The organism is Pseudonocardia lacus (assembly GCF_018531445.1).
Classification (GTDB): domain Bacteria; phylum Actinomycetota; class Actinomycetes; order Mycobacteriales; family Pseudonocardiaceae; genus Pseudonocardia; species Pseudonocardia lacus.
The window spans coordinates 1-17,810 of record NZ_JAHDTH010000175.1 but is presented as its reverse complement, the minus strand read 5'-3'; the positions used below and the strand labels follow the sequence as shown (position 1 = coordinate 17,810).

The 17,810-nt window shown below is 74.8% G+C and carries 18 protein-coding genes; 14 read left to right on the top strand and 4 right to left on the bottom strand.

Annotated elements, in window-relative coordinates; translation table 11 throughout:
* The 8 genes from KIK08_RS29135 to KIK08_RS29100 all read left to right on the top strand — a co-directional run.
* A partial coding sequence (locus KIK08_RS29135; protein ID WP_214406487.1) for a purine nucleoside phosphorylase YfiH/LACC1 family protein occupies positions 1 to 452 on the top strand: 452 nt, incomplete at its 5' end.
* A gap of 381 nt (positions 453 to 833) precedes the next feature.
* A complete protein-coding gene (locus KIK08_RS29130) occupies positions 834 to 1,580 on the top strand; it encodes a YggS family pyridoxal phosphate-dependent enzyme (RefSeq protein ID WP_214406486.1) in 747 nt (248 codons plus the stop codon).
* A 53-nt stretch (positions 1,581 to 1,633) separates the two neighbouring features.
* Positions 1,634 to 2,452: a cell division protein SepF gene (locus KIK08_RS40425; protein ID WP_250558031.1), complete on the top strand. Its 819-nt coding sequence runs from the start codon at positions 1,634 to 1,636 to the stop codon at positions 2,450 to 2,452.
* 3 nt (positions 2,453 to 2,455) lie between these two features.
* Positions 2,456 to 2,749 carry a YggT family protein gene (locus tag KIK08_RS29120; RefSeq protein ID WP_214406485.1) on the top strand — a complete coding sequence of 98 codons (294 nt, stop codon included), beginning with the start codon at positions 2,456 to 2,458 and terminating at the stop codon, positions 2,747 to 2,749.
* A gap of 47 nt (positions 2,750 to 2,796) precedes the next feature.
* Positions 2,797 to 3,672, top strand: coding sequence for a DivIVA-like cell division protein Wag31 (gene wag31 / locus KIK08_RS29115; RefSeq protein ID WP_214406484.1), 876 nt, complete (start codon positions 2,797 to 2,799; stop codon positions 3,670 to 3,672).
* Between the two features lie 64 nt (positions 3,673 to 3,736).
* A complete protein-coding gene (locus tag KIK08_RS29110; RefSeq protein ID WP_214406483.1) occupies positions 3,737 to 4,894 on the top strand; it encodes a hypothetical protein in 1,158 nt (385 codons plus the stop codon).
* 284 nt (positions 4,895 to 5,178) lie between these two features.
* Positions 5,179 to 8,376 (top strand): isoleucine--tRNA ligase, encoded by a 3,198-nt coding sequence (ileS, locus tag KIK08_RS29105; RefSeq protein ID WP_214406482.1) that lies wholly within the window; start codon positions 5,179 to 5,181, stop codon positions 8,374 to 8,376.
* A gap of 5 nt (positions 8,377 to 8,381) precedes the next feature.
* Entirely contained in the window at positions 8,382 to 8,657 is a 276-nt protein-coding gene (locus tag KIK08_RS29100) for a DUF167 domain-containing protein (protein ID WP_214406481.1), read from the top strand.
* Positions 8,658 to 8,860: 203 nt separating this feature from the next.
* Here the strand turns inward: KIK08_RS29100 and KIK08_RS29095 are convergent, their stop codons facing one another.
* On the bottom strand, positions 8,861 to 9,226 hold the full coding sequence (locus KIK08_RS29095; protein ID WP_214406480.1) for an excisionase: 366 nt from the start codon (positions 9,224 to 9,226) through the stop codon (positions 8,861 to 8,863).
* A 73-nt stretch (positions 9,227 to 9,299) separates the two neighbouring features.
* Between KIK08_RS29095 and KIK08_RS41390 the strand changes: the two genes are divergently transcribed.
* Both KIK08_RS41390 and KIK08_RS29085 read left to right on the top strand, forming a co-directional pair.
* Complete coding sequence (locus tag KIK08_RS41390) at positions 9,300 to 10,238, top strand: Clp protease N-terminal domain-containing protein (RefSeq protein ID WP_214406479.1); 939 nt, start codon at positions 9,300 to 9,302, stop codon at positions 10,236 to 10,238.
* Positions 10,239 to 10,274: 36 nt separating this feature from the next.
* Complete coding sequence (locus KIK08_RS29085; protein ID WP_214406477.1) at positions 10,275 to 11,036, top strand: class I SAM-dependent methyltransferase; 762 nt, start codon at positions 10,275 to 10,277, stop codon at positions 11,034 to 11,036.
* On the opposite strand, the gene KIK08_RS40410 is transcribed toward KIK08_RS29085, so the two are convergent.
* From KIK08_RS40410 to KIK08_RS40405, 3 genes are read right to left on the bottom strand one after another with little or no spacing between them, the layout of a single operon-like run.
* On the bottom strand, positions 11,023 to 11,943 hold the full coding sequence (locus tag KIK08_RS40410) for a DUF4097 family beta strand repeat-containing protein (protein WP_214406476.1): 921 nt from the start codon (positions 11,941 to 11,943) through the stop codon (positions 11,023 to 11,025). The genes KIK08_RS29085 and KIK08_RS40410 overlap by 14 nt on opposite strands.
* Positions 11,940 to 12,611 (bottom strand): response regulator, encoded by a 672-nt coding sequence (locus KIK08_RS29075; protein ID WP_214406475.1) that lies wholly within the window; start codon positions 12,609 to 12,611, stop codon positions 11,940 to 11,942. Before KIK08_RS29075 ends, KIK08_RS40410 begins: the two co-directional genes overlap by 4 nt.
* Positions 12,608 to 13,957 (bottom strand): sensor histidine kinase, encoded by a 1,350-nt coding sequence (locus KIK08_RS40405; RefSeq protein WP_250558030.1) that lies wholly within the window; start codon positions 13,955 to 13,957, stop codon positions 12,608 to 12,610. The genes KIK08_RS29075 and KIK08_RS40405 overlap by 4 nt, the downstream gene beginning before the upstream one ends.
* A 96-nt stretch (positions 13,958 to 14,053) precedes the next feature.
* Here KIK08_RS40405 and KIK08_RS29065 point away from each other — a divergent pair, with 96 nt between their 5' ends.
* From KIK08_RS29065 to KIK08_RS29050, 4 genes are all read left to right on the top strand, one after another.
* On the top strand, positions 14,054 to 15,565 hold the full coding sequence (locus KIK08_RS29065; protein WP_214406474.1) for a potassium/proton antiporter: 1,512 nt from the start codon (positions 14,054 to 14,056) through the stop codon (positions 15,563 to 15,565).
* Positions 15,566 to 15,741: 176 nt separating this feature from the next.
* Positions 15,742 to 16,422: a signal peptidase II gene (gene lspA / locus KIK08_RS29060; protein ID WP_308257960.1), complete on the top strand. Its 681-nt coding sequence runs from the start codon at positions 15,742 to 15,744 to the stop codon at positions 16,420 to 16,422.
* On the top strand, positions 16,415 to 17,347 hold the full coding sequence (locus KIK08_RS29055; RefSeq protein WP_214406473.1) for an RluA family pseudouridine synthase: 933 nt from the start codon (positions 16,415 to 16,417) through the stop codon (positions 17,345 to 17,347). The genes lspA and KIK08_RS29055 overlap by 8 nt, the downstream gene beginning before the upstream one ends.
* Positions 17,344 to 17,810, top strand: a 467-nt coding sequence (locus tag KIK08_RS29050; RefSeq protein WP_214406472.1) for a hypothetical protein, incomplete at its 3' end; no start/stop codon positions are given. The genes KIK08_RS29055 and KIK08_RS29050, both read left to right, overlap by 4 nt.

Genomic DNA, 17,810 nt, shown 5'->3' with positions numbered 1-17,810 from the left:
CGGGGGTGGCGCTGGCCGTGCTGGCCGCCGACTGCCCGCCCGTCCTGCTCGCCGACCCCGTCGCCGGCGTGGTCGGCGCCGCGCACGCCGGCCGGGTCGGCGCCGCCGCCGGGGTCGTGCCGGCCGTCGTGCGGGCCATGGAAGGGCTGGGGGCGCGCGTGGGGGCCATCGAGGTGCTGCTGGGCCCGGCGATCTGCGGCGGCTGCTACGAGGTGCCCGCCGCGATGCGGGCCCAGGTCGACGCCCGCCTGCCGGGCAGCGCGGTGCGCACCCGGCGCGGCACGCCCGGGCTCGACCTGCGCGCGGGGCTCTACCACCAGCTCACCGAACTCGGCGTGGCGCGCATCGGCGGCGACCCGCGGTGCACCTTCGAGGACCGCGACCTCTACAGCCACCGCCGCCAGCCCGGCACCGGGCGGCTGGCCGCGGTCACCTGGCTGGACAGGTCGTGAGCGAGCTTGTGAGCTCGCCATTCACCACAGCGCGGGTGCTTGCGCTGCCGGCGAGCGTCAGCGGGGAGGCTGCGTGAGCGAGCTTGTGAGCTCACCGTTCACCACAGCGCGGGTGCTTGCGCTGCCGGCGAGCGTCAGCGGGGAGGCTGCGTGAGCGAGCTTGTGAGCTCACCGTTCACCACAGCGCGGGCGCTTGCGCTGCCGACGAGCGTCAGCGGGGAGGCTGCGTGAGCGAGCTTGTGAGCTCACCGTTCACCACAGCGCGGGCGCTTGCGCTGCCGACGAGCGTCAGCGGGGAGGCTGCGTGAGCGAGCTTGTGAGCTCACCATTCACCACAGCGCGGGCGCTTGCGCTGCCGACGAGCGTCAGCGAGGAGGCTGCGTGAGCGGGCCCGGAGCCGATGCGGCCCGGGCGGAGGAGCTCGCCGGGCGGCTGGCCGCGGTGCGGGAGCGGATCGCCGGGGCCTGCCGGGCCGCCGACCGCGACCCGGCGGAGGTCGAACTGGTCGCGGTGACCAAGACCGTGCCGGCCGAGGACGTCGCGCTGCTGCTCGACCTCGGGTTGGGCACGTTCGGGGAGAACCGGGTGCAGGAGGCCGGGGCCAAGGTCGAGCGGGTCGCCGAGCTGCGACCCGCCGCCCGTCCGCAGTGGGTCCTGGTCGGCGGACTGCAGCGGAACAAGGCCGGCGCCGCCGCCCGTTGGGCCGACCGGGTGGAATCGGTGGACTCGATCAGGGTGGCCGACGCGCTCGACCGCGCCGTCCGCCGCCTGCTGGACACCGGCGGGCGCGCGGGGCCGCTGCCCGTGCTGCTCCAGTTCAGCGTCGACGGCGACCCGCGCCGCGGCGGCGTGACCGGGGAAGACCTCGTGCCGCTCGCCGAGCACGTGAGCGGGTGCCCCGGATTACACCTCCGGGGGGTTATGACCGTCGCGCCCCTGGGTATGGATCCGGACCGGGCATTTTCGGCCGCCGCCGCGGCGGCCGGCCGCGTGCGAACGCGGTTTCCGCAGGCCACGACCCTGTCTGCGGGGATGAGCGGGGATCTCGAGTCCGCCATCGGGCATGGTTCGAGCGTGGTGCGTGTCGGTACGGCCCTGCTGGGCCGCCGACCGTTAGCCTCGCCGTGACGGCCGTTCGTGGGGGCTCGCCGACCGTCGAGTGACGAGGATTGGGAGCGCGGATGGGCACGATGTACCGGCTCAAGGCCTATTTCGGCATGGTGCCCGCCGACGAGCTGACCGAGTACGAGGACGAGCCGGTCGACCGCTACCCCGCCCCGCGCCGCTCACGGGACGGCGACGACCGCTGGGCCGAGCGCAGGCGCCCCGACCAGCGCCGCGACGACCCGCGCTGGGAGGACAAGCGCTGGGCCGAGCCCGGCTGGGACGCGCGCGCCCGCGACGACCGCTCCTGGGACGACGACTCCTGGGACGACGAGCGGTACGCCGGCGACGACCGCGCGACGGCGGAGCCGACACGATCCGACGACCCCCGTCGCGGTGATCTCCAGCGCGACGACCGGGGCGCGCGCCGCGCCGCCCGCCCGTCGGCGGTCACCGACCGCAGGCGACCGCTGGGCGCGCCGTCCTCCCCGATCAGGGGTGCGCTGGCGATCGACACCGAGACCGCGGCCGCCCCCGAGCCGGCCCGTCCGGTGGCCCCGGTCGCCGCGGTCAGCGGGCCGGTCGGCGCCGCCGAGGCGCGCGACCGCGTGGCCACGCTGGCCCGCATCACCACGCTGTCCCCGCGCAGCTACAAGGAGGCGCGGACGATCGGCGAGCGGTACCGCGACGGCCAGCCGGTGATCATGAACCTGACCGAGCTGGACGCCGCCGACGCCAAGCGGCTGGTCGACTTCGCGGCCGGGCTGGCCTTCGCGCTGCGCGGCGGCTTCGACAAGATCGCCACCCGGGTGTTCCTGCTCACCCCCGCTGACGTGGAGGTTTCGGCCGACGACGCGCGGAAACTCGCAGAACGCGGACTCTTCCGCCAGGATTGAGCCGTGTCCCTCGCCATCCAGTTCGTGCTCTACTACCTGCTGTTCTTCTTCTGGCTCCTGCTCATCGGCCGGATCGTGGTGGAGCTCGTACGCAGCTTCGCCCGCCAGTGGGTGCCGGCCGGCCCGAGTGCGGTCGCGCTGGAGCTGATCTTCACGGCGACCGACCCTCCGGTGAAGCTGTTGCGGAGAGTGATCCCGGTCGTCCGGATCGGCGGCGTGGGACTAGACCTGTCGATTATGGTTCTGCTGCTGGTCGTGTTCATACTGATGAACGTTGCCCAGCCGACGCCGCTGTGAGCCCCAGTCACAGGGTGCCGCCGCCGAGGACTGCATGAGGTGATCCGATGCCGCTGACGCCCGCCGACGTCCACAACGTCGCGTTCAGCAAGCCCCCGATAGGGAAAAGGGGGTACAACGAGGACGAGGTCGACGCGTTCCTCGACCTGGTCGAGGCCGAGCTGGCCCGCCTGATCGAGGAGAACGAGGACCTGCGCGAGCAGATGTCCCAGCTCGAGCAACGCCTCGGCAACGCCCAGGCCGATCTGGAGGACGCGCGTTCGCGCCCGCCCGCCGCCGGGATGGGAGGGCAGGGGGTCGCCCCGCCCACCCAGCAGATCCAGCGCCAGGTGGAGCCCCCGCCCATGCGCATGGAGCAGACCCGCGCGATGGGTGGGCCCGGGATGGGCGACATGGGCGGTGACGGCGGTGGCGACAGCCACATGCAGGTCGCCAAGGTCCTCAGCATGGCCCAGGAGATGGCCGAGCGGCTCACCGCCGAGGCCAAGTCCGAGGCCGACACGATGCTGAGCGAGTCCCGTGCGAAGGCCGAGCAGTTGCTGGCCGAGGCCCGCAGCAAGTCCGACGGCCTGGTCAACGACGCCCGCTCGCGCGCGGAGACGATGCTCAACGACGCCCGCACCCGGGCCGAGACCCTCGAGCGCCAGTCCCGCGACAAGGCGGCCACGCTGGTCGGCGACGCCGAGCGCAAGCAGGCCGAGATCATCGGCACGATCACCCGCGACAAGTCGGTCCTCGAGAAGAAGATCGACGAGCTGCGGACGTTCGAACGCGAGTACCGCACCCGGTTGAAGACCTACCTCGAGACCCAGCTCAGGGACCTCGGGGACCGGGCATCCGCGGCTCCGTCCGACAGTCGGGGCAGCGCCAACGGCGGCTACGCGTCCACCGGCTACGGTCAACGCGCCGACGCCGGCAGCTGATTCTCGCGAACGATCGCGGCGGTGCCGGTGTGTCCGCACCGGTCCGCCGTCCACGGAGTAGAACGTGCTGCTGCTGGTCCTGATCCTCATCCTGATCGCCTTCGGGCTGCTCGTGGTCGCGCTGTTCACCGGCAGCGTGCTGTGGGCGTGGGTTTCCGTGGCGGTGAGCGCCGTCGCGGCGCTGGTCCTGGTGGTCGACGCCCTTCAGCGGCGGGCGGCGGTCCGGGCCGGAGCCCAGGCCGGGGCGGCGTCGCAGGACCGGCCGGTGCGCCAGCGGTCGTACCCGGAGCTGGATCCGGCCGTGCCGGAACCGGTCACCGAGATCCTCCCGGTCGTCCCCCCGGGAGGCGTCCGGCCCGGTCGGCCGCAGGCGCCCGAGGTCGAGCCGCCGCACGCGGGTCCGCCGGCCCCACCCGAGCGGAAGCCCGTGTCGGAGGCCCCGGCCGAGCCGTCCCCGTCCGATCAGGCCGCGGCGTCCCAGCGCACGCAGGTGATGGGACCGGTTCAACCGCCCGGCTCAGACGCGCGACCGCCCGGCGCTGCCGGCGCGCCGCCCTTGACGGGGCCTAGCTCATCACCGAGCGTAACCGGCGCCGGGGGTGAACCGGTTCGGAAGGGCGCGGCGGAGACGTCCGCCGAGCCCACCGGCTCGACGAGCGGCACCCCGGGCGCACCCGCGGCGGACGCCCCACCGTCCACCGCGGCCGGCGGCTCGGGGTCCGCGGCCCCCGTCGACACGAGCAGTGAGGCGACGGTCGTCGTGCGGGCGCACGGCGGCGGCAAAGCAGCCGCCGCGACGGGCCCGGCCGACCCGCCCGAGGGCGAAGCGGCGCCCGCCGCGCCCGCGTCCGACGCGAAGGCCGCTCCACCCGGGGCGACCGACGAGCAGGACGGGGCCGACGAGGGCACCGCGAAGCCGGCCGAGGCCGCCGCGCAGGCCACCACCTCGGCCGACGCCCCCGTCGACGACACCCCGGCCGACGGCGACCCGCCCGAGGAGACCCGGGAGCCCGCCGCGTCGGCGGTGGTCGCGCTGCTGTCCGACGAGGTGCTGGTCGTCGACGAGCAGCCCCGCTACCACCTGGGTGGCTGCCGCGCCCTGACCGCGAAGGCCACCATCCCGCTGCCCGCCCGCGAGGCCGTCGAGCTGGGCTTCACCCCGTGCGGCTGGTGCACCCCCGACCGCACCCTGGCCGAGCGCCACCCCGCCCGCGCCCAGTAGGCCGCCCGACCCGCGCACGGCCCGCCGGAACCCGGTGGCGCCGCGTGGCTATCCTGGAGTGCACAGGCACCGATCCGGCCATCACCGGGGAGCCTCCGGAAGAAACGGGCCCGCCCCCGCGGGCGGCCCGGAGTAGAACCGGACGGGTGCGGCCCGTCACAGCCGTCGAACGAGAGGCCGCCCGCGAGCCGCACCACGTGCGGGGGTGGCAAGCGGGGTGGTACCGCGGCGCGTGAGCGTCGTCCCCGTGCGCACCGACCCGGCACGCACGAGGAGCACAACCGATGACCGCGAGCCCCGCGCCCGAGACCAGCGGCGAATCCCGCTACCCGTCCGTTCCCGCGCACCCGTCGTTCCCGGCGCTGGAGCAGGAGGTCCTGGACTTCTGGGAGACCGACCGCACCTTCCCGGCCTCGGTCGACGCCCGCCCCGCGGGCGAGAACGGCGGCAACGAGTTCGTCTTCTACGACGGGCCCCCCTTCGCCAACGGGCTGCCGCACTACGGCCACCTGCTCACCGGCTACGTCAAGGACGTCGTCCCGCGCTACAAGACCATGCGCGGCAAGCACGTCGAGCGCCGGTTCGGCTGGGACACCCACGGCATGCCCGCCGAGACCGAGACCGAGAAGCAGCTCGGGCTCAAGGACAAGTCCGAGATCGACGAGATGGGCGTGGCCGCGTTCAACGAGGCCTGCCGGGAGTCGGTGCTGCGCTACACCGACGAGTGGCAGGCCTACGTCACCCGCCAGGCCCGCTGGGTCGACTTCGACAACGACTACAAGACGCTCGACCTGGACTACATGGAGAGCGTCATGTGGGCCTTCAAGTCCCTCTGGGACAAGGGCCTGGTCTACCAGGGCTTCCGGGTCCTCTGGTACTGCTGGCACGACGGCACCCCGCTCTCGGCCACCGAGACCAAGATGGACGACGTCTACCAGCCGCGGCAGGACCCGGCCGTCACCGTCGGGCTGCGGCTGAACGCCCCGGGCACCGACCTGGACGGCGTCCTGGCGCTGATCTGGACGACCACGCCGTGGACCCTGCCGTCCAACCTGGCCATTGCCGTGCACCCGGACGTCGAGTACGCGTTGGTCGAGGCGGTCGACGGCCGCAACGCCGGCACCCGCTACCTGCTCGCCTCGGCCCGGGTCGGCGCCTACGCCCGGGAGCTGGGCGAGGAGCCGACGGTGGTGCGCACCTACACCGGCGCGGAGCTCGTGGGCACGTCCTACACCCCGCCGTTCGACTTCTTCGCCGGCTGGCAGAACGCCCACCGCGTGCTCACCGCGCCCTACGTCACCACCGAGGACGGCACCGGCATCGTGCACATCGCGCCGGCCTTCGGTGAGGAGGACAAGGTCGTCACCGACGCCGCCGGCATCGAGGCGGTCGTCCCGGTCGACACCCGCGGCGAGTTCGACGCGCGCGTGCCCCCGTACGAGGGCATGCAGGTGTTCGACGCGAACCCGCACATCATCGACGACCTGAAGAAGGGCGCCCCGCACGCCGGGGGCGTGCTGCTGCGCCACGAGACCTACGACCACCCGTACCCGCACTGCTGGCGCTGCGGCAACCCGCTCATCCAGCGCGCGGTCGACTCATGGTTCGTGCAGGTCACGGCGCTCCGGGAGCGGATGGTCGAGCTGAACCAGCAGATCACCTGGGTGCCGGAGCACATCAAGGACGGCCAGTTCGGCAAGTGGCTGGAAGGCGCGATCGACTGGTCGATCTCGCGCAACCGGTACTGGGGCAGCCCCATCCCGGTGTGGGTCTCCGACGACCCGACCTACCCGCGGATGGACGTGTACGGCTCGCTGGACGAGCTCGAGCGCGACTTCGGCGTGCGCCCGACCGACCTGCACCGCCCCTACGTCGACGAGCTCACCCGCCCCAACCCCGACGACCCCACCGGGAAGTCGACCATGCGGCGGGTGCCGGAGGTGCTCGACTGCTGGTTCGAGTCGGGCTCCATGCCGTTCGCCCAGGTGCACTACCCGTTCGAGAACCGCGACTGGTTCGACCACCACTACCCGGGCGACTTCATCGTCGAGTACAACGGCCAGACCCGCGGCTGGTTCTACACGCTGCACGTGCTGGCCACGGCGCTGTTCGACCGGCCGTCGTTCCGGGCGTGCGTGGCGCACGGCATCGTGCTGGGCGACGACGGGCTCAAGATGAGCAAGTCGCGCAAGAACTACCCGGACGTCGACGAGGTGTTCTCGCGCGACGGCTCGGACGCCATGCGCTGGTTCCTCATGGCCTCGCCGATCCTGCGCGGGGGCAACCTGGTCGTCACCGAGCAGGGCATCCGGGAGGGCGTGCGGCAGGCGATCCTGCCGCTGTGGAACACCTGGTACTTCCTGTCGCTCTACGCCAGGGCGGCCGGGCGCTCCGGCTCGTTCCGCACCGACTCGACGCACGTCCTCGACCGGTACGTGCTGGCCCGCACGGCCGCGCTGGTCGACGAGGTCACCGCGGCGATGGACGTCTACGACGTGGCCGGGGCGTGCGAGCGGGTCCGCGACCACGCCGAGGCGCTGACCAACTGGTACGTGCGGCGCTCCCGGGAGCGGTTCTGGGACGGCGATGCCGACGCGATCGACACCCTGCACACGGTGCTGGAGGTGACCGCCCGGGTCGCGGCGCCGCTGCTGCCGCTCACCATGGAGCGGGTCTGGCAGGGGCTGACCGGCGAGCGCTCCGTGCACCTGGCCGACTGGCCGGCGGGCGACCTCCTCCCGCACGACCGGGAGCTGGTCACCGCGATGGACCGGGTGCGCCAGGTCGCCTCGACGGCGCTGTCGCTGCGCAAGTCGGCGGGGCTGCGGGTGCGGCTGCCGCTGGCCGCGCTGACCGTCGCCGCGGCCGACGTCGAGTCGCTGCGCCCGTTCGTCGACATCCTGCGCGACGAGGTCAACGTCAAGGAGGTCGTGCTGACCACCGACGTGGCCGCGCACGGCCGGTTCGAGGTGGCGGTCAACGCCCGCGCCTGCGGCCCGCGCCTGGGCGGCGACACCCAGAAGGTGATCCGGGCGGTCAAGTCCGGTGAGTGGTCGGCCAACGACGACGGCACCGTCACCGCGGGCGGGATCGACCTGCTGCCCGGGGAGTTCACCGAGCGGCTGGTGCCCGCCGAGGGTGCCGGCGCCACGGCCGCCCTGCCCGGCTCGACCGGCCTGGTCGTGCTGGACACCGACGTCACGCCCGAGCTGGCCGCCGAGGGCACCGCCAAGGACGCCGTCCGGCTGGTCCAGCAGGCCCGCCGCGACGCCGGCCTGGACGTCTCCGACCGCATCCGGCTCACCCTGCACGCGGCCGACGCGGTGCTCGACGCGGTCCGCACCCACCAGGCGTTCCTGGCCGGGGAGGTGCTGGCCACCGACGTCGCGCTGGCCGAGGTGGGTTCGCCGACGCTGGTCGGCTCGGTCGCCGACCCGGCCGGCCAGCCGGCCGACCTGCGGGTGCTGGTCGAGCGGGCCTGACGCCCGTGCGGATCGCCGTCCGGGTCCGGCCCGGGGCCCGGGCCGACCTGGTCGGTGGCCGCTGGGATGGGCCTCGCGGGCCCGCACTGCTCGTCGCGGTGCGGGCTCGTGCGGTTGAGGGGGCTGCGAACAAGGCGGTCGTCGCAGCGTTGGCGGCGGCGTTCGAGCTGCCGCGGTCTGCGGTGGTGATCGTTGCGGGGGAGCGGGGGCGGGACAAGCTCGTCGATCTCGATGGGGATGCGGGGGTGGTGGGCGCGCGGTTCGCCGCGCTGCTCGGGTGACACCGCCGGGTCTGCGAGGACCCCGGATCGACTCGGCCCGCGCGCACTTGCTGGCCTCTTCGCACGGTCCCCATGGTCTTCGCAGGGTCTACAGCACCTGCGAAGACCCCACCGCCCCTGCGAAGACGCCCCCAACCGCGGGGGAGGGGGGCGGGTTGGAGCGGCTGGGTGCCCCGACCCGCGGGCAGAGTGGGCGTTAGGAGCTACGTCGAGCTCTCGCGGGCTTCGAGGGCGGCCAGGCGGATCTCCAGGCGGTCTACGTGTGCGCGGAGCAGGGCGACCTGTGCCTCCAGGCTGATCTCGCGCTCGGCGCGGCGGCGGATCCGGGTCGAGCGCTCCGCCCGGTCCAGGACGGCTTCGAGGGGCACCAGGCGCTGGGGGCCGTGCGGGCCGTCGACCAGGCGGGAGTTGATCTCGCCGCTGCGGTACCACGCCCGCAGCGCCGAGCGGGACACCCCGGCCTGCTGCTCCGCCTCGGCCAGCGGGACCCACGTCGTGCCGCTCGCGCGGGCCAGCAGGTCGAGCTCGGCCCGCCAGGCGTCCAGCCGGGCCTCCCATTCGCTCTCCATGCCCGACCTCCCTGTCACAGGACCCGTACCCCTATCAATAGCACTGTATTGACAGGGGTCGGAGCATGGAAGCATGTTCGAGCGATTCAACACCGAAGCGCGCCAGGTCGTCGTCATGGCGCAGGAGACGGCCAGGGAGCTGGCCCACCACCACATCGGCACGGAGCACGTGCTCCTCGCCCTGCTCAAACCGGAGGGCTCGGCCATCCGGCGCAGCCTGGAGGCGTTGGGGCTGAGCGAGGCGACGGCGCTGGAGGCGGTCCTGGACGCCGTGCCCCGTGGCACGGCGGCGCCACCGGGGCACATCGCGTTCACCCCGAGGTCCAAGAAGGTGCTGCAGCTGTCGCTGCGCGAGGCCCTGGCCCGCAACGACGACCACATCGGGCCCGAGCACCTGCTGCTCGGGATCCTGACCGAGGGCGAGGGTGTGGGCGCCCAGATCCTGCTGCGCGACGGGCGCACGGCCGACCGGATCCGCCAGGCGGTCCTCCCGCCCGGTCGGACCTCCGGGACGGCCGTGCCGCGCACCCCGGCCGCCGAGGAGGTGCTGGCCCGGGCCGAGGCGCTCGCGGCCGGGGCGCCGGTCGGCAGCCAGCACCTGCTGGAGGCGCTGGCCATGACGCCGTCGGGGGTGGCGGGACGGGCCTTGGCCGACCTTGGGGTGACCGGGGAGACCCTCAGCGCCCGCATCGACGACCTCGACGTCGAGGGCACCGGCGACAGCACCCCGGAGCTGGCCGCCGCGGCCACCATGACGCTCGCCGTCGACGACGCACAGGTGGTGCTGACCAGCGCCGATCCCGACCTCGTCGCCCGGGTGACCGCACTCGTCGAGCAGGCCGGCGGACCGCTCACCGGCAAGGGACCGCTGGCCGGCCCGTTCATCGCCCAGCACCGGGCGCTGGAGACGGTGGTGACCGCGCTCGACGCCGTGATCAACCCGCCCGAGCCGGCGCCCGACGCCCCGCCGGCGCCGAGCCTGCGGGAGCGGCTGCGCCGGCGGTCGGGCTGACGGACGGGGCCCGTCGACCAGTGGCAGGGTGGCGGAGTGGGAGAAGCGGCGGAGAACTGGGCACGGCTGCAGCGCGGGCGGGGCATCCCGGCGGAGATCCTGGCCAAGGCCACGCGGAGCCCGTGGCACCACGATCCCGCGCACTTCCTCCCGCCCGACGTGCCCGCCGACACCCCGTCCCGGCGGGCGGCGCTCGGCCTGCTCGGCGAGGGTGGCAGCGTCATCGACGTCGGGTGCGGGGGAGGGGACGCCTCGCTCGCGCTGGTCGGCGCGGTCACCGAGGTGACCGGGGTCGACCAGCAGGCCGACATGCTGGAGGTCTTCTCGACAGCCGCGACGGCCAAAGGGCTGGTCACGCGGACCGTCGAGGGTCGCTGGCCCGACGTGGCGGAGGAGGCCGGCACGGCCGACGTCGTGGTGTCGCACCACGTGCTGCACAACGTCGTCGACCTGCCGCCCTTCCTGCTGGCGCTGGGCGCGGCGGCCCGTCGTGGCGTCGTCGTGGAGATGCTCGGCCAGCACCCGATGGCCTGGCTCGACCCGCTCTGGGAGCGGTTCCACGGCCTGCGCCGACCGCGCCCGGCCACCACCGACGACGCCCTCGCCGTGCTGGCCGAGCTGGGCATCGCGCCCACCGTCGAGCGCTGGGAGCGCACCGCCCCGCCCCGGCAGGACCCCGCGGTGGTCACCCAGCGGCTCTGCCTTCCGCCGGAGCGGGAGCCCGAGGTCGACGCCGCGCTCGACGAGCTCGTCCGCCCGCGGGTGGCGGCCACCCTGAGCTGGGTCAGCCCCCGCTGAGGTCCGGCGCGTCCGGCGGTTCGGGGGCGTCGGGCGGGAGCGGGGCGTCCGGGGGCCGGGGCAGCACCACCGGCTGCGGCCCGTCCCCGTCCAGCATCACCCGCCCGTACGGGCCCACCACCGACCCCGGGAACGACGTCCGGACCAGGACGTCGCCGCCCCCGCTCGTCGCCGTGACCGCGTGCGCCGACGACGCGTCGGTGCGCACGCCCACGCGGGTCGAGCCGCCGAGCGCCCAGGACTCCACCCGGTAGCGCTCGGTGCCGGGCAGCCCGAGCACGACGTCGCCGTGCTCGGTCCGGACCTGCGCCGCGCCGGGGGCCGTCTGCAGGTCCACGACGACGTTCCCGCTGGTGCGCCGGACCGTCACCGCGTCGCTGTCGATCCCCGTGGCGTGCACGTCGCCGACGTCGCCCCGCACCGTCAGCGGCCCGCTCAGCGCGGTCAGCTGCACGTCGCCCGTGCCCGTGGTCAGCGTCAGCCCGCCCCGCAGGCCGTGCACGGCGGCGTCGCCCGAGCCGAGCTCGAGGCGCACGGCGAAGTCCCGCGGCACCTCGATCGCGTAGTCGACCGCGCACTCGATCGCCAGCGCGTCCTCGCACCGCGCGGCCAGCAGCACGCCCCCCGCGGTCGACTCCTCGGTCAGCTCGGGCGGCTGCAGGCCGTGCACGGCGCTGGTGCGCACGTGCACGAGGTCGTCCGGGCTGGGCACCAGCTCCACGTCGCCGATCCCGTTGCGCACCGTCAGCACTTCGACGTCGGAGGCCAGCGCCGTGGTCCGCTCGGTGGTCGAGCGGTACCCCTGGGCGATGAGGCTCACCGCGCCGGGCACGACCGCCAGCAGCACGAACACCACCGCGACCAGCACCAGCACGCGGTTGGGCCGGGTGGGCGCCGGGGCGCTCACGACGCGCTCGACAGGTAGGCGAGCACGGCCAGCACCCGGCGGTGGTCGGTGGCCGCGACCGGCAGCGCGAACTTGCCGAAGATCGCGCTGACATGCTTCTCCACCGCGCCCTCCCCGACGTGCAGCGCCTCGGCGATCCCGCTGTTGGAGCGGCCCTCGGCCATCAGCGCCAGCACGTCCCGCTCCCGCGGGGTGAGCCCGGCCAGCGGCTGCGGGCGCCGCGCGCGGGCGAACAGCTGGGAGACGACCTCCGGGTCGAGCGCGGTGCCGCCGTCGATCACCCGGCGCAGCGCCTCGACGAAGCTGTCGACGTCGACGACCCGGTCCTTGAGCAGGTAGCCGACGCCGCGGGTGTCGCCGGCCAGCAGCTCGGTGGCGTAGCGCTCCTCCACGTACTGCGACAGCACCAGCACCGCCACCTCCGGCCACCGGGCCCGGATCACCAGCGCGGCGCGCAGGCCCTCGTCGGTGTGCGTCGGCGGCATGCGCACGTCGGCGACCACCACGTCCGGGCGCCCCGCGTCGAGGGCGCGCAGCAGCTCGTCGCCGTCGCCCACGGCCGCGACGACCTCGAAGCCGGTCTCGGCCAGCAACCGGCACATGCCCTCGCGCAGCAGCACCGAGTCCTCGGCGACCACCACCCGCGGCGGGCTCGTCGTCACACTCATCGAACGTCGCAGGGAAGCTCTACGGTCAGCACGGTCGGTCCGCCGACCGGCGAGTCCACGCTGAGCTGGCCGTCGACGGCGGACACGCGGTCCCGCAGACCGCGCAGGCCGGTGCCGCGCCCGGGGTCGGCGCCCCCGGTGCCGTTGTCGGTGACGGTGATCCAGACCGGGCCGTCGTCCTCACGGCGCACGCGCACGACGGCCGCGGACGCGCCGGAGTGCCGGGCGACGTTGGTCAGCGCCTCGGCGACCACGAAGTAGCCGATGGCCTCCACCGTGGCCGGCGGGCGCCGCTCGATCTCCACGGACAGCTCGACCGGCACCGGGCAGCGCACCGCGATCGCGGACAGTGCGGCGTCGAGCCCGCGGTCGGCCAGCACCGGCGGGTGCAGCCCGCGGATGAGCAGGCGCAGGTCGGTCACCGCGTCCTTGGCCTGCTGGTGGGCGTCGTCGAGCAGCTCGCCGATCGAGCCGGGGTCGTCGGCGTAGCGGGCCTTGGCCCGGCCCAGCGTCATGCCCAGCGCGACGAGCTGCTGCTGGGTGCCGTCGTGCAGGTCGCGCTCGATGCGCCTGCGCTCGGTCTCCCCGGCGTCGACGACGCGGGCCCGGCTGCGCTCCAGCTCGTGCACGCGCCGGGCCAGCACCCGCGGCGGCGGGCCGAGCAGCGTCCTGGCCACCGCCACGTCCACCGCGACCAGCCCGCGCACCAGCATCGGGGCCACCAGCACGAGCAGCAGCCCGGCCGCCCCCAGCAGCATCTGCGCGGTCGGGGTGTCCGAGAGCGGCAGCCCGAGCACGTGCCGGTCGACCAGGCCGCCGGACGACGCGGGCGGGAACAGCACGGCGATCGTCACCGAACCCAGCAGGGCCAGCCCCCCGGAGACGGTCAGCCACACCAGGCCGGCGGTCAGCAGCCCCAGCGGCATGGCGACCGCCTGGTGCAGCGCCCGCCTGCGCACGCCGTCGTCGCGCCACAGCGCCCCGCCGTAGCGCAGCGGGTTGCGGTCGACCGGCGGCATCGGCGGCGGGTCGATCCGCACGTCGAGCAGCAGCCGGTAGCGGGTCCGCTCGATCCCGGCCATCATCCGCGACACCCACGCCGTCACGATCCACACCGGGACGCCCGCCAGCGCCAGCGGCAGCAGCGCGACGGACATCACCAGACCGGTGCCCAGCACCACCGTGTACGCCGTGCCCAGCAGGGCGTCGAGCAGCAGGTGCGTCGCGCCGAGCCAGGTGCTCGGCGCGACCAGTGCGCGGATCGGGTCGGGGCGCGTCCGCGCCGTCGAGGCGTCCACCGCGTCGCGGGTCGTGTCCGGCGGTGCGCCGACCGTCATGGGGACCATGCCGGTCAGGCTAGGGAGCGGGTCGTGGTCAACACCATCCTGCGGGTCCCCGGGAGGTGCGGGGGGTAGCCGTAGGGTCCTGCGGCAGGGGGTGGGATGGCCAGCCTTGAGGTCCTGCTGGGCGCGGTGGCGGGCGTCGTGCTGCTCGGCGTGCTCGCCGTGCGGGTGTCGGTGCGCCTCGGCCTGCCGTCGCTGCTCATCTACCTGGGCATGGGCGTCCTGCTCGGGGAGTCCGTGCTGGGCATCCCGTTCTCCGACGCCGCGCTCACCGAGGCGCTCGGGCTGGCCGCGCTGGTGCTCATCCTGATCGAGGGCGGCATCACCACCAGCTGGCCGGCGGTGCGCCCGTCGCTGGGCGTCGGGGTCGCGCTGGCGACCGTGTCGGTCGTGGTCAGCATCGGCGTCGTCGCGGTCGCGGTGCACCTGCTGCTCGGGCTGGAGTGGCGCACCGCGCTGCTGTGGGGCGCGGTGCTCTCCTCCACCGACGCGGCCGCGGTGTTCAGCGTGCTGCGCGGCATCGGGGTGGGCAGGCGGCTGGCCGGGGCGCTGGAGCTGGAGTCCGGCCTCAACGACGCCCCGGTGGTGCTGGCCGTGGTGCTGCTCAGCTCCGGCGAGCCCTTCACCTGGCAGACGCCCCTGCTGGTGGTCTACGAGCTGGCCGTCGGGGCCCTGCTGGGCTGGCTGTTCGGGCGCGGCGGCGCCGGTGCGCTGCGCCGGGCCGCGCTGCCCTCGACCGGGCTCTACCCGCTGGCGGCCGTGGCCGTGTGCGTGCTGGCCTACTCCACGGCGCAGTTCGCGCACGCGTCCGGGCTGCTGGCGACCTACGTGGCCGCCCTCGTGCTGGGCAACTCCGACCTGCCCCACCGCGGCGACGTCCGGTCGTTCGCCGAGGGCACCGGCTGGCTCGCCCAGATCGGGCTGTTCGTGCTGCTGGGGCTCTTCGCCTCGCCGGCGCGGCTGGTCGACGCGGTGGTCCCGGCCCTGGTCGCGGGGTTGGTCCTGGTCGTGGCCGGGCGACCGCTGTCGGTGATGGCCGCGGCCCTGCCGTTCCGCGTGCCCTGGCGGGAGCAGGCGTTCCTGTCCTGGTCGGGGCTGCGCGGCGCGGTCCCGATCGTGCTCGCGCTCATCGCGCTGACCGAAGGCGCTGCGGGCGCGCGCGAGCTGGTCGACGCCGTGTTCGTGCTGGTCGTCGTGCTCACGATCGTGCAGGGCACCACGCTGCCGGTGGTGGCCCGCATGCTCGGGGTGGCCAGCCCCGCCGAACCCCGCGAGATCGCGGTCGACTCCGCCCCCCTCGACGAGCTGGGCGCCGACCTGCTGCAGGTGCGGGTCCCGGTCGGCTCGAAGCTGCGCGGGGTCTACATCGGAGAGCTGCGGCTGCCCCGCGGCGCCACGGTCAGCCTGGTCGTGCGCGACGGCGAGGGCTTCACCCCGACCCGCGACACCCGCCTGCGCGAGCTCGACCAGCTGCTCGTCGTGGCGACGGCGGGGGTGCGGACGGCGACCGAGGAGCGGATCCGGGCCGTCGACGAGCACGGGCGGTTGGCGCGGTGGAGGGCGATGGACCACGACGATCGGCGGAAGCGGCCGGGTGGGAAGCCGTCCTGACACCCGGGCCGGGGTTGGGGCGCGTCTTCGCAGGGGCTCTGTGGTCTTCGCAGGTGCCGTGGACCCTGCGAAGACCGTGGCGACCCTGCGAAGACGGCTGGGGACGCGGCGCGCGCCGAGAGGGCGATCGGACCCGGCCGGCGGGGGGGTTCGGCCCGGTGGGGGATGATGGTCGGGTGAGTGCCCCCGCCGTCGCCGCCGGTCCGAAGATCCGGCTGCTGTCCCTGATCGCCGCGGCGGTGCTGGGCGTCGACATCGTCACCAAGGTCCTGGCGGTCGCGAGGCTGGAGGGGCGGGAGCCGGTCGAGCTGTTCGGCGGGCTCGTGCACCTGGTCCTGGTGCGCAACCCGGGGGCGGCGTGGTCGCTGGCCACCGGCTACACCTGGGTGCTCAGCCTGATCGCCATCACCGTGGTCGTCGTGCTGATCCGGGTGGCGCGGCGGCTGCGCTCGACGGGCTGGGCCATCGCGCTGGGGCTGGTGCTCGGCGGGGCGCTGGGCAACCTCGTCGACCGCGTCTTCCGGTCGCCCGGGCCGCTGCGCGGGCACGTGGTCGACATGGTGTCGTTGCTGCGCCCGGACGGCACCTTCTTCCCGGTGTTCAACGCGGCCGACGCGGCGGTCTGCTGCGGCGGCGTGCTGCTGGTGCTGCTCGCGCTGACCGGCCGCGAGCTGGACGGCACCCGCACCCCGTCGCGCCGTTCCCGCGACCGCGAAGGCGACGGGCGAGACGACGAAGACGACGGGGACGGCCCCCCGGACCGGACGACGTCCGAGACCCCCGGCGCCGACTCCGGGGCCGCAGGGTCCTTCGGGTCCACCGGCTCGGACAGCAGCGGGGGCGGCTCGAATGACTGACACCCGCCAGCTCCCCGTCCCCGACGGCCTCGACGGCATGCGCGTCGACGCCGGGCTCTCGCGCCTGCTCGGGCTGTCCCGCACGGTCGTCGCCGCGCTGGCCGAGGACGGCCGCGTCGCCGTCGACGGCCGCACCGCGGGCAAGTCCGACCGGCTCATCGCGGGCTCCTGGCTGGAGGTGTCGCTGCCCGAGCCGGAGGAGCCCGCCGCGATCAGCGGCCCGGTCGAGGTCGTCGCCGGGCTGACCGTGCTGCACGCCGACGACGACATCATCGTCGTCGACAAGCCGGTCGGCGTGGCCGCGCACCCCAGCCCCGGGTGGACCGGGCCGACGGTCGTCGGCGGCCTGGCCGCCCTCGGCTACCGGCTGTCCACCTCCGGCGCCGCCGAGCGGCAGGGCATCGTGCACCGCCTCGACGTCGGCACCACCGGCGTGATGGTCGTGGCGGCATCGGAGCGGGCGTACACGGCGTTGAAGCGGGCGTTCAAGGAGCGCACGGTCGACAAGCGCTACCACGCCGTCTGCCAGGGCCACCCCGACCCGTCCAGCGGCACGATCGACGCCCCGATCGACCGCCACCCCCGCCACGACTACCGCTACGCGGTCGTCGCGAACGGCCGTCCGAGCGTCACCCACTACGACACGGTCGAGGCGTTCCGGGCGGCGTCCCTGCTGGACATCCGGCTGGAGACGGGCCGGACCCACCAGATCCGGGTGCACCTGTCCGCGGTGCGCCACCCGTGCGTCGGCGACATCACCTACGGCGCCGACCCCACCCTGTCCCAGCGCCTGGGCCTGACCCGGCAGTGGCTGCACGCCCGCGCGCTGGGGTTCGACCACCCGTCCGACGGCCGGTGGGTCGAGTTCGTCAGCCCCTACCCGGCCGACCTGGAGGTCGCGCTCGACCGCCTCCGCGAGCCGTGAGCGCGCCGGGCCCGTCCACCCCCTCCGCCCCCGCCGAGCACGCGCCCGATGACGGCGACGACGTGGAGCGCGGCGGGCTGACGTGGCGGGGCCGGCTCGTCGTGCTCGGCGTCTGCGTCGTCATCGCCCTGCTGACCGCCTGGTACGCCGGGTCGCGGTTCACCCCGGCCGCGCCGGCGCCGCCGGTCGGCAGCATCCGGCTCGGTCCGGAGGCCGGTGAGGCCGTCGCCGACTACCTGGCCCTGCTGCCCGGCCGGCTGCCCCCGCCGGGGGAGCCGGTGCCCGCGCTGGTCCAGCTGACCGCCGAGGCGACGGTCGGGGCGGCCGCCGGCCTGGTCGCGGCACCGTCGGCGGCCACCGTCGCGGTGTTCCGGGTGCCGCTGCCGCGCGTGCAGACCGCACTGCGCTTCGAGGCGCTCGACCCCGGCGTGCCCGCGGCCACCGCGCTCGACACCGCCCGCCA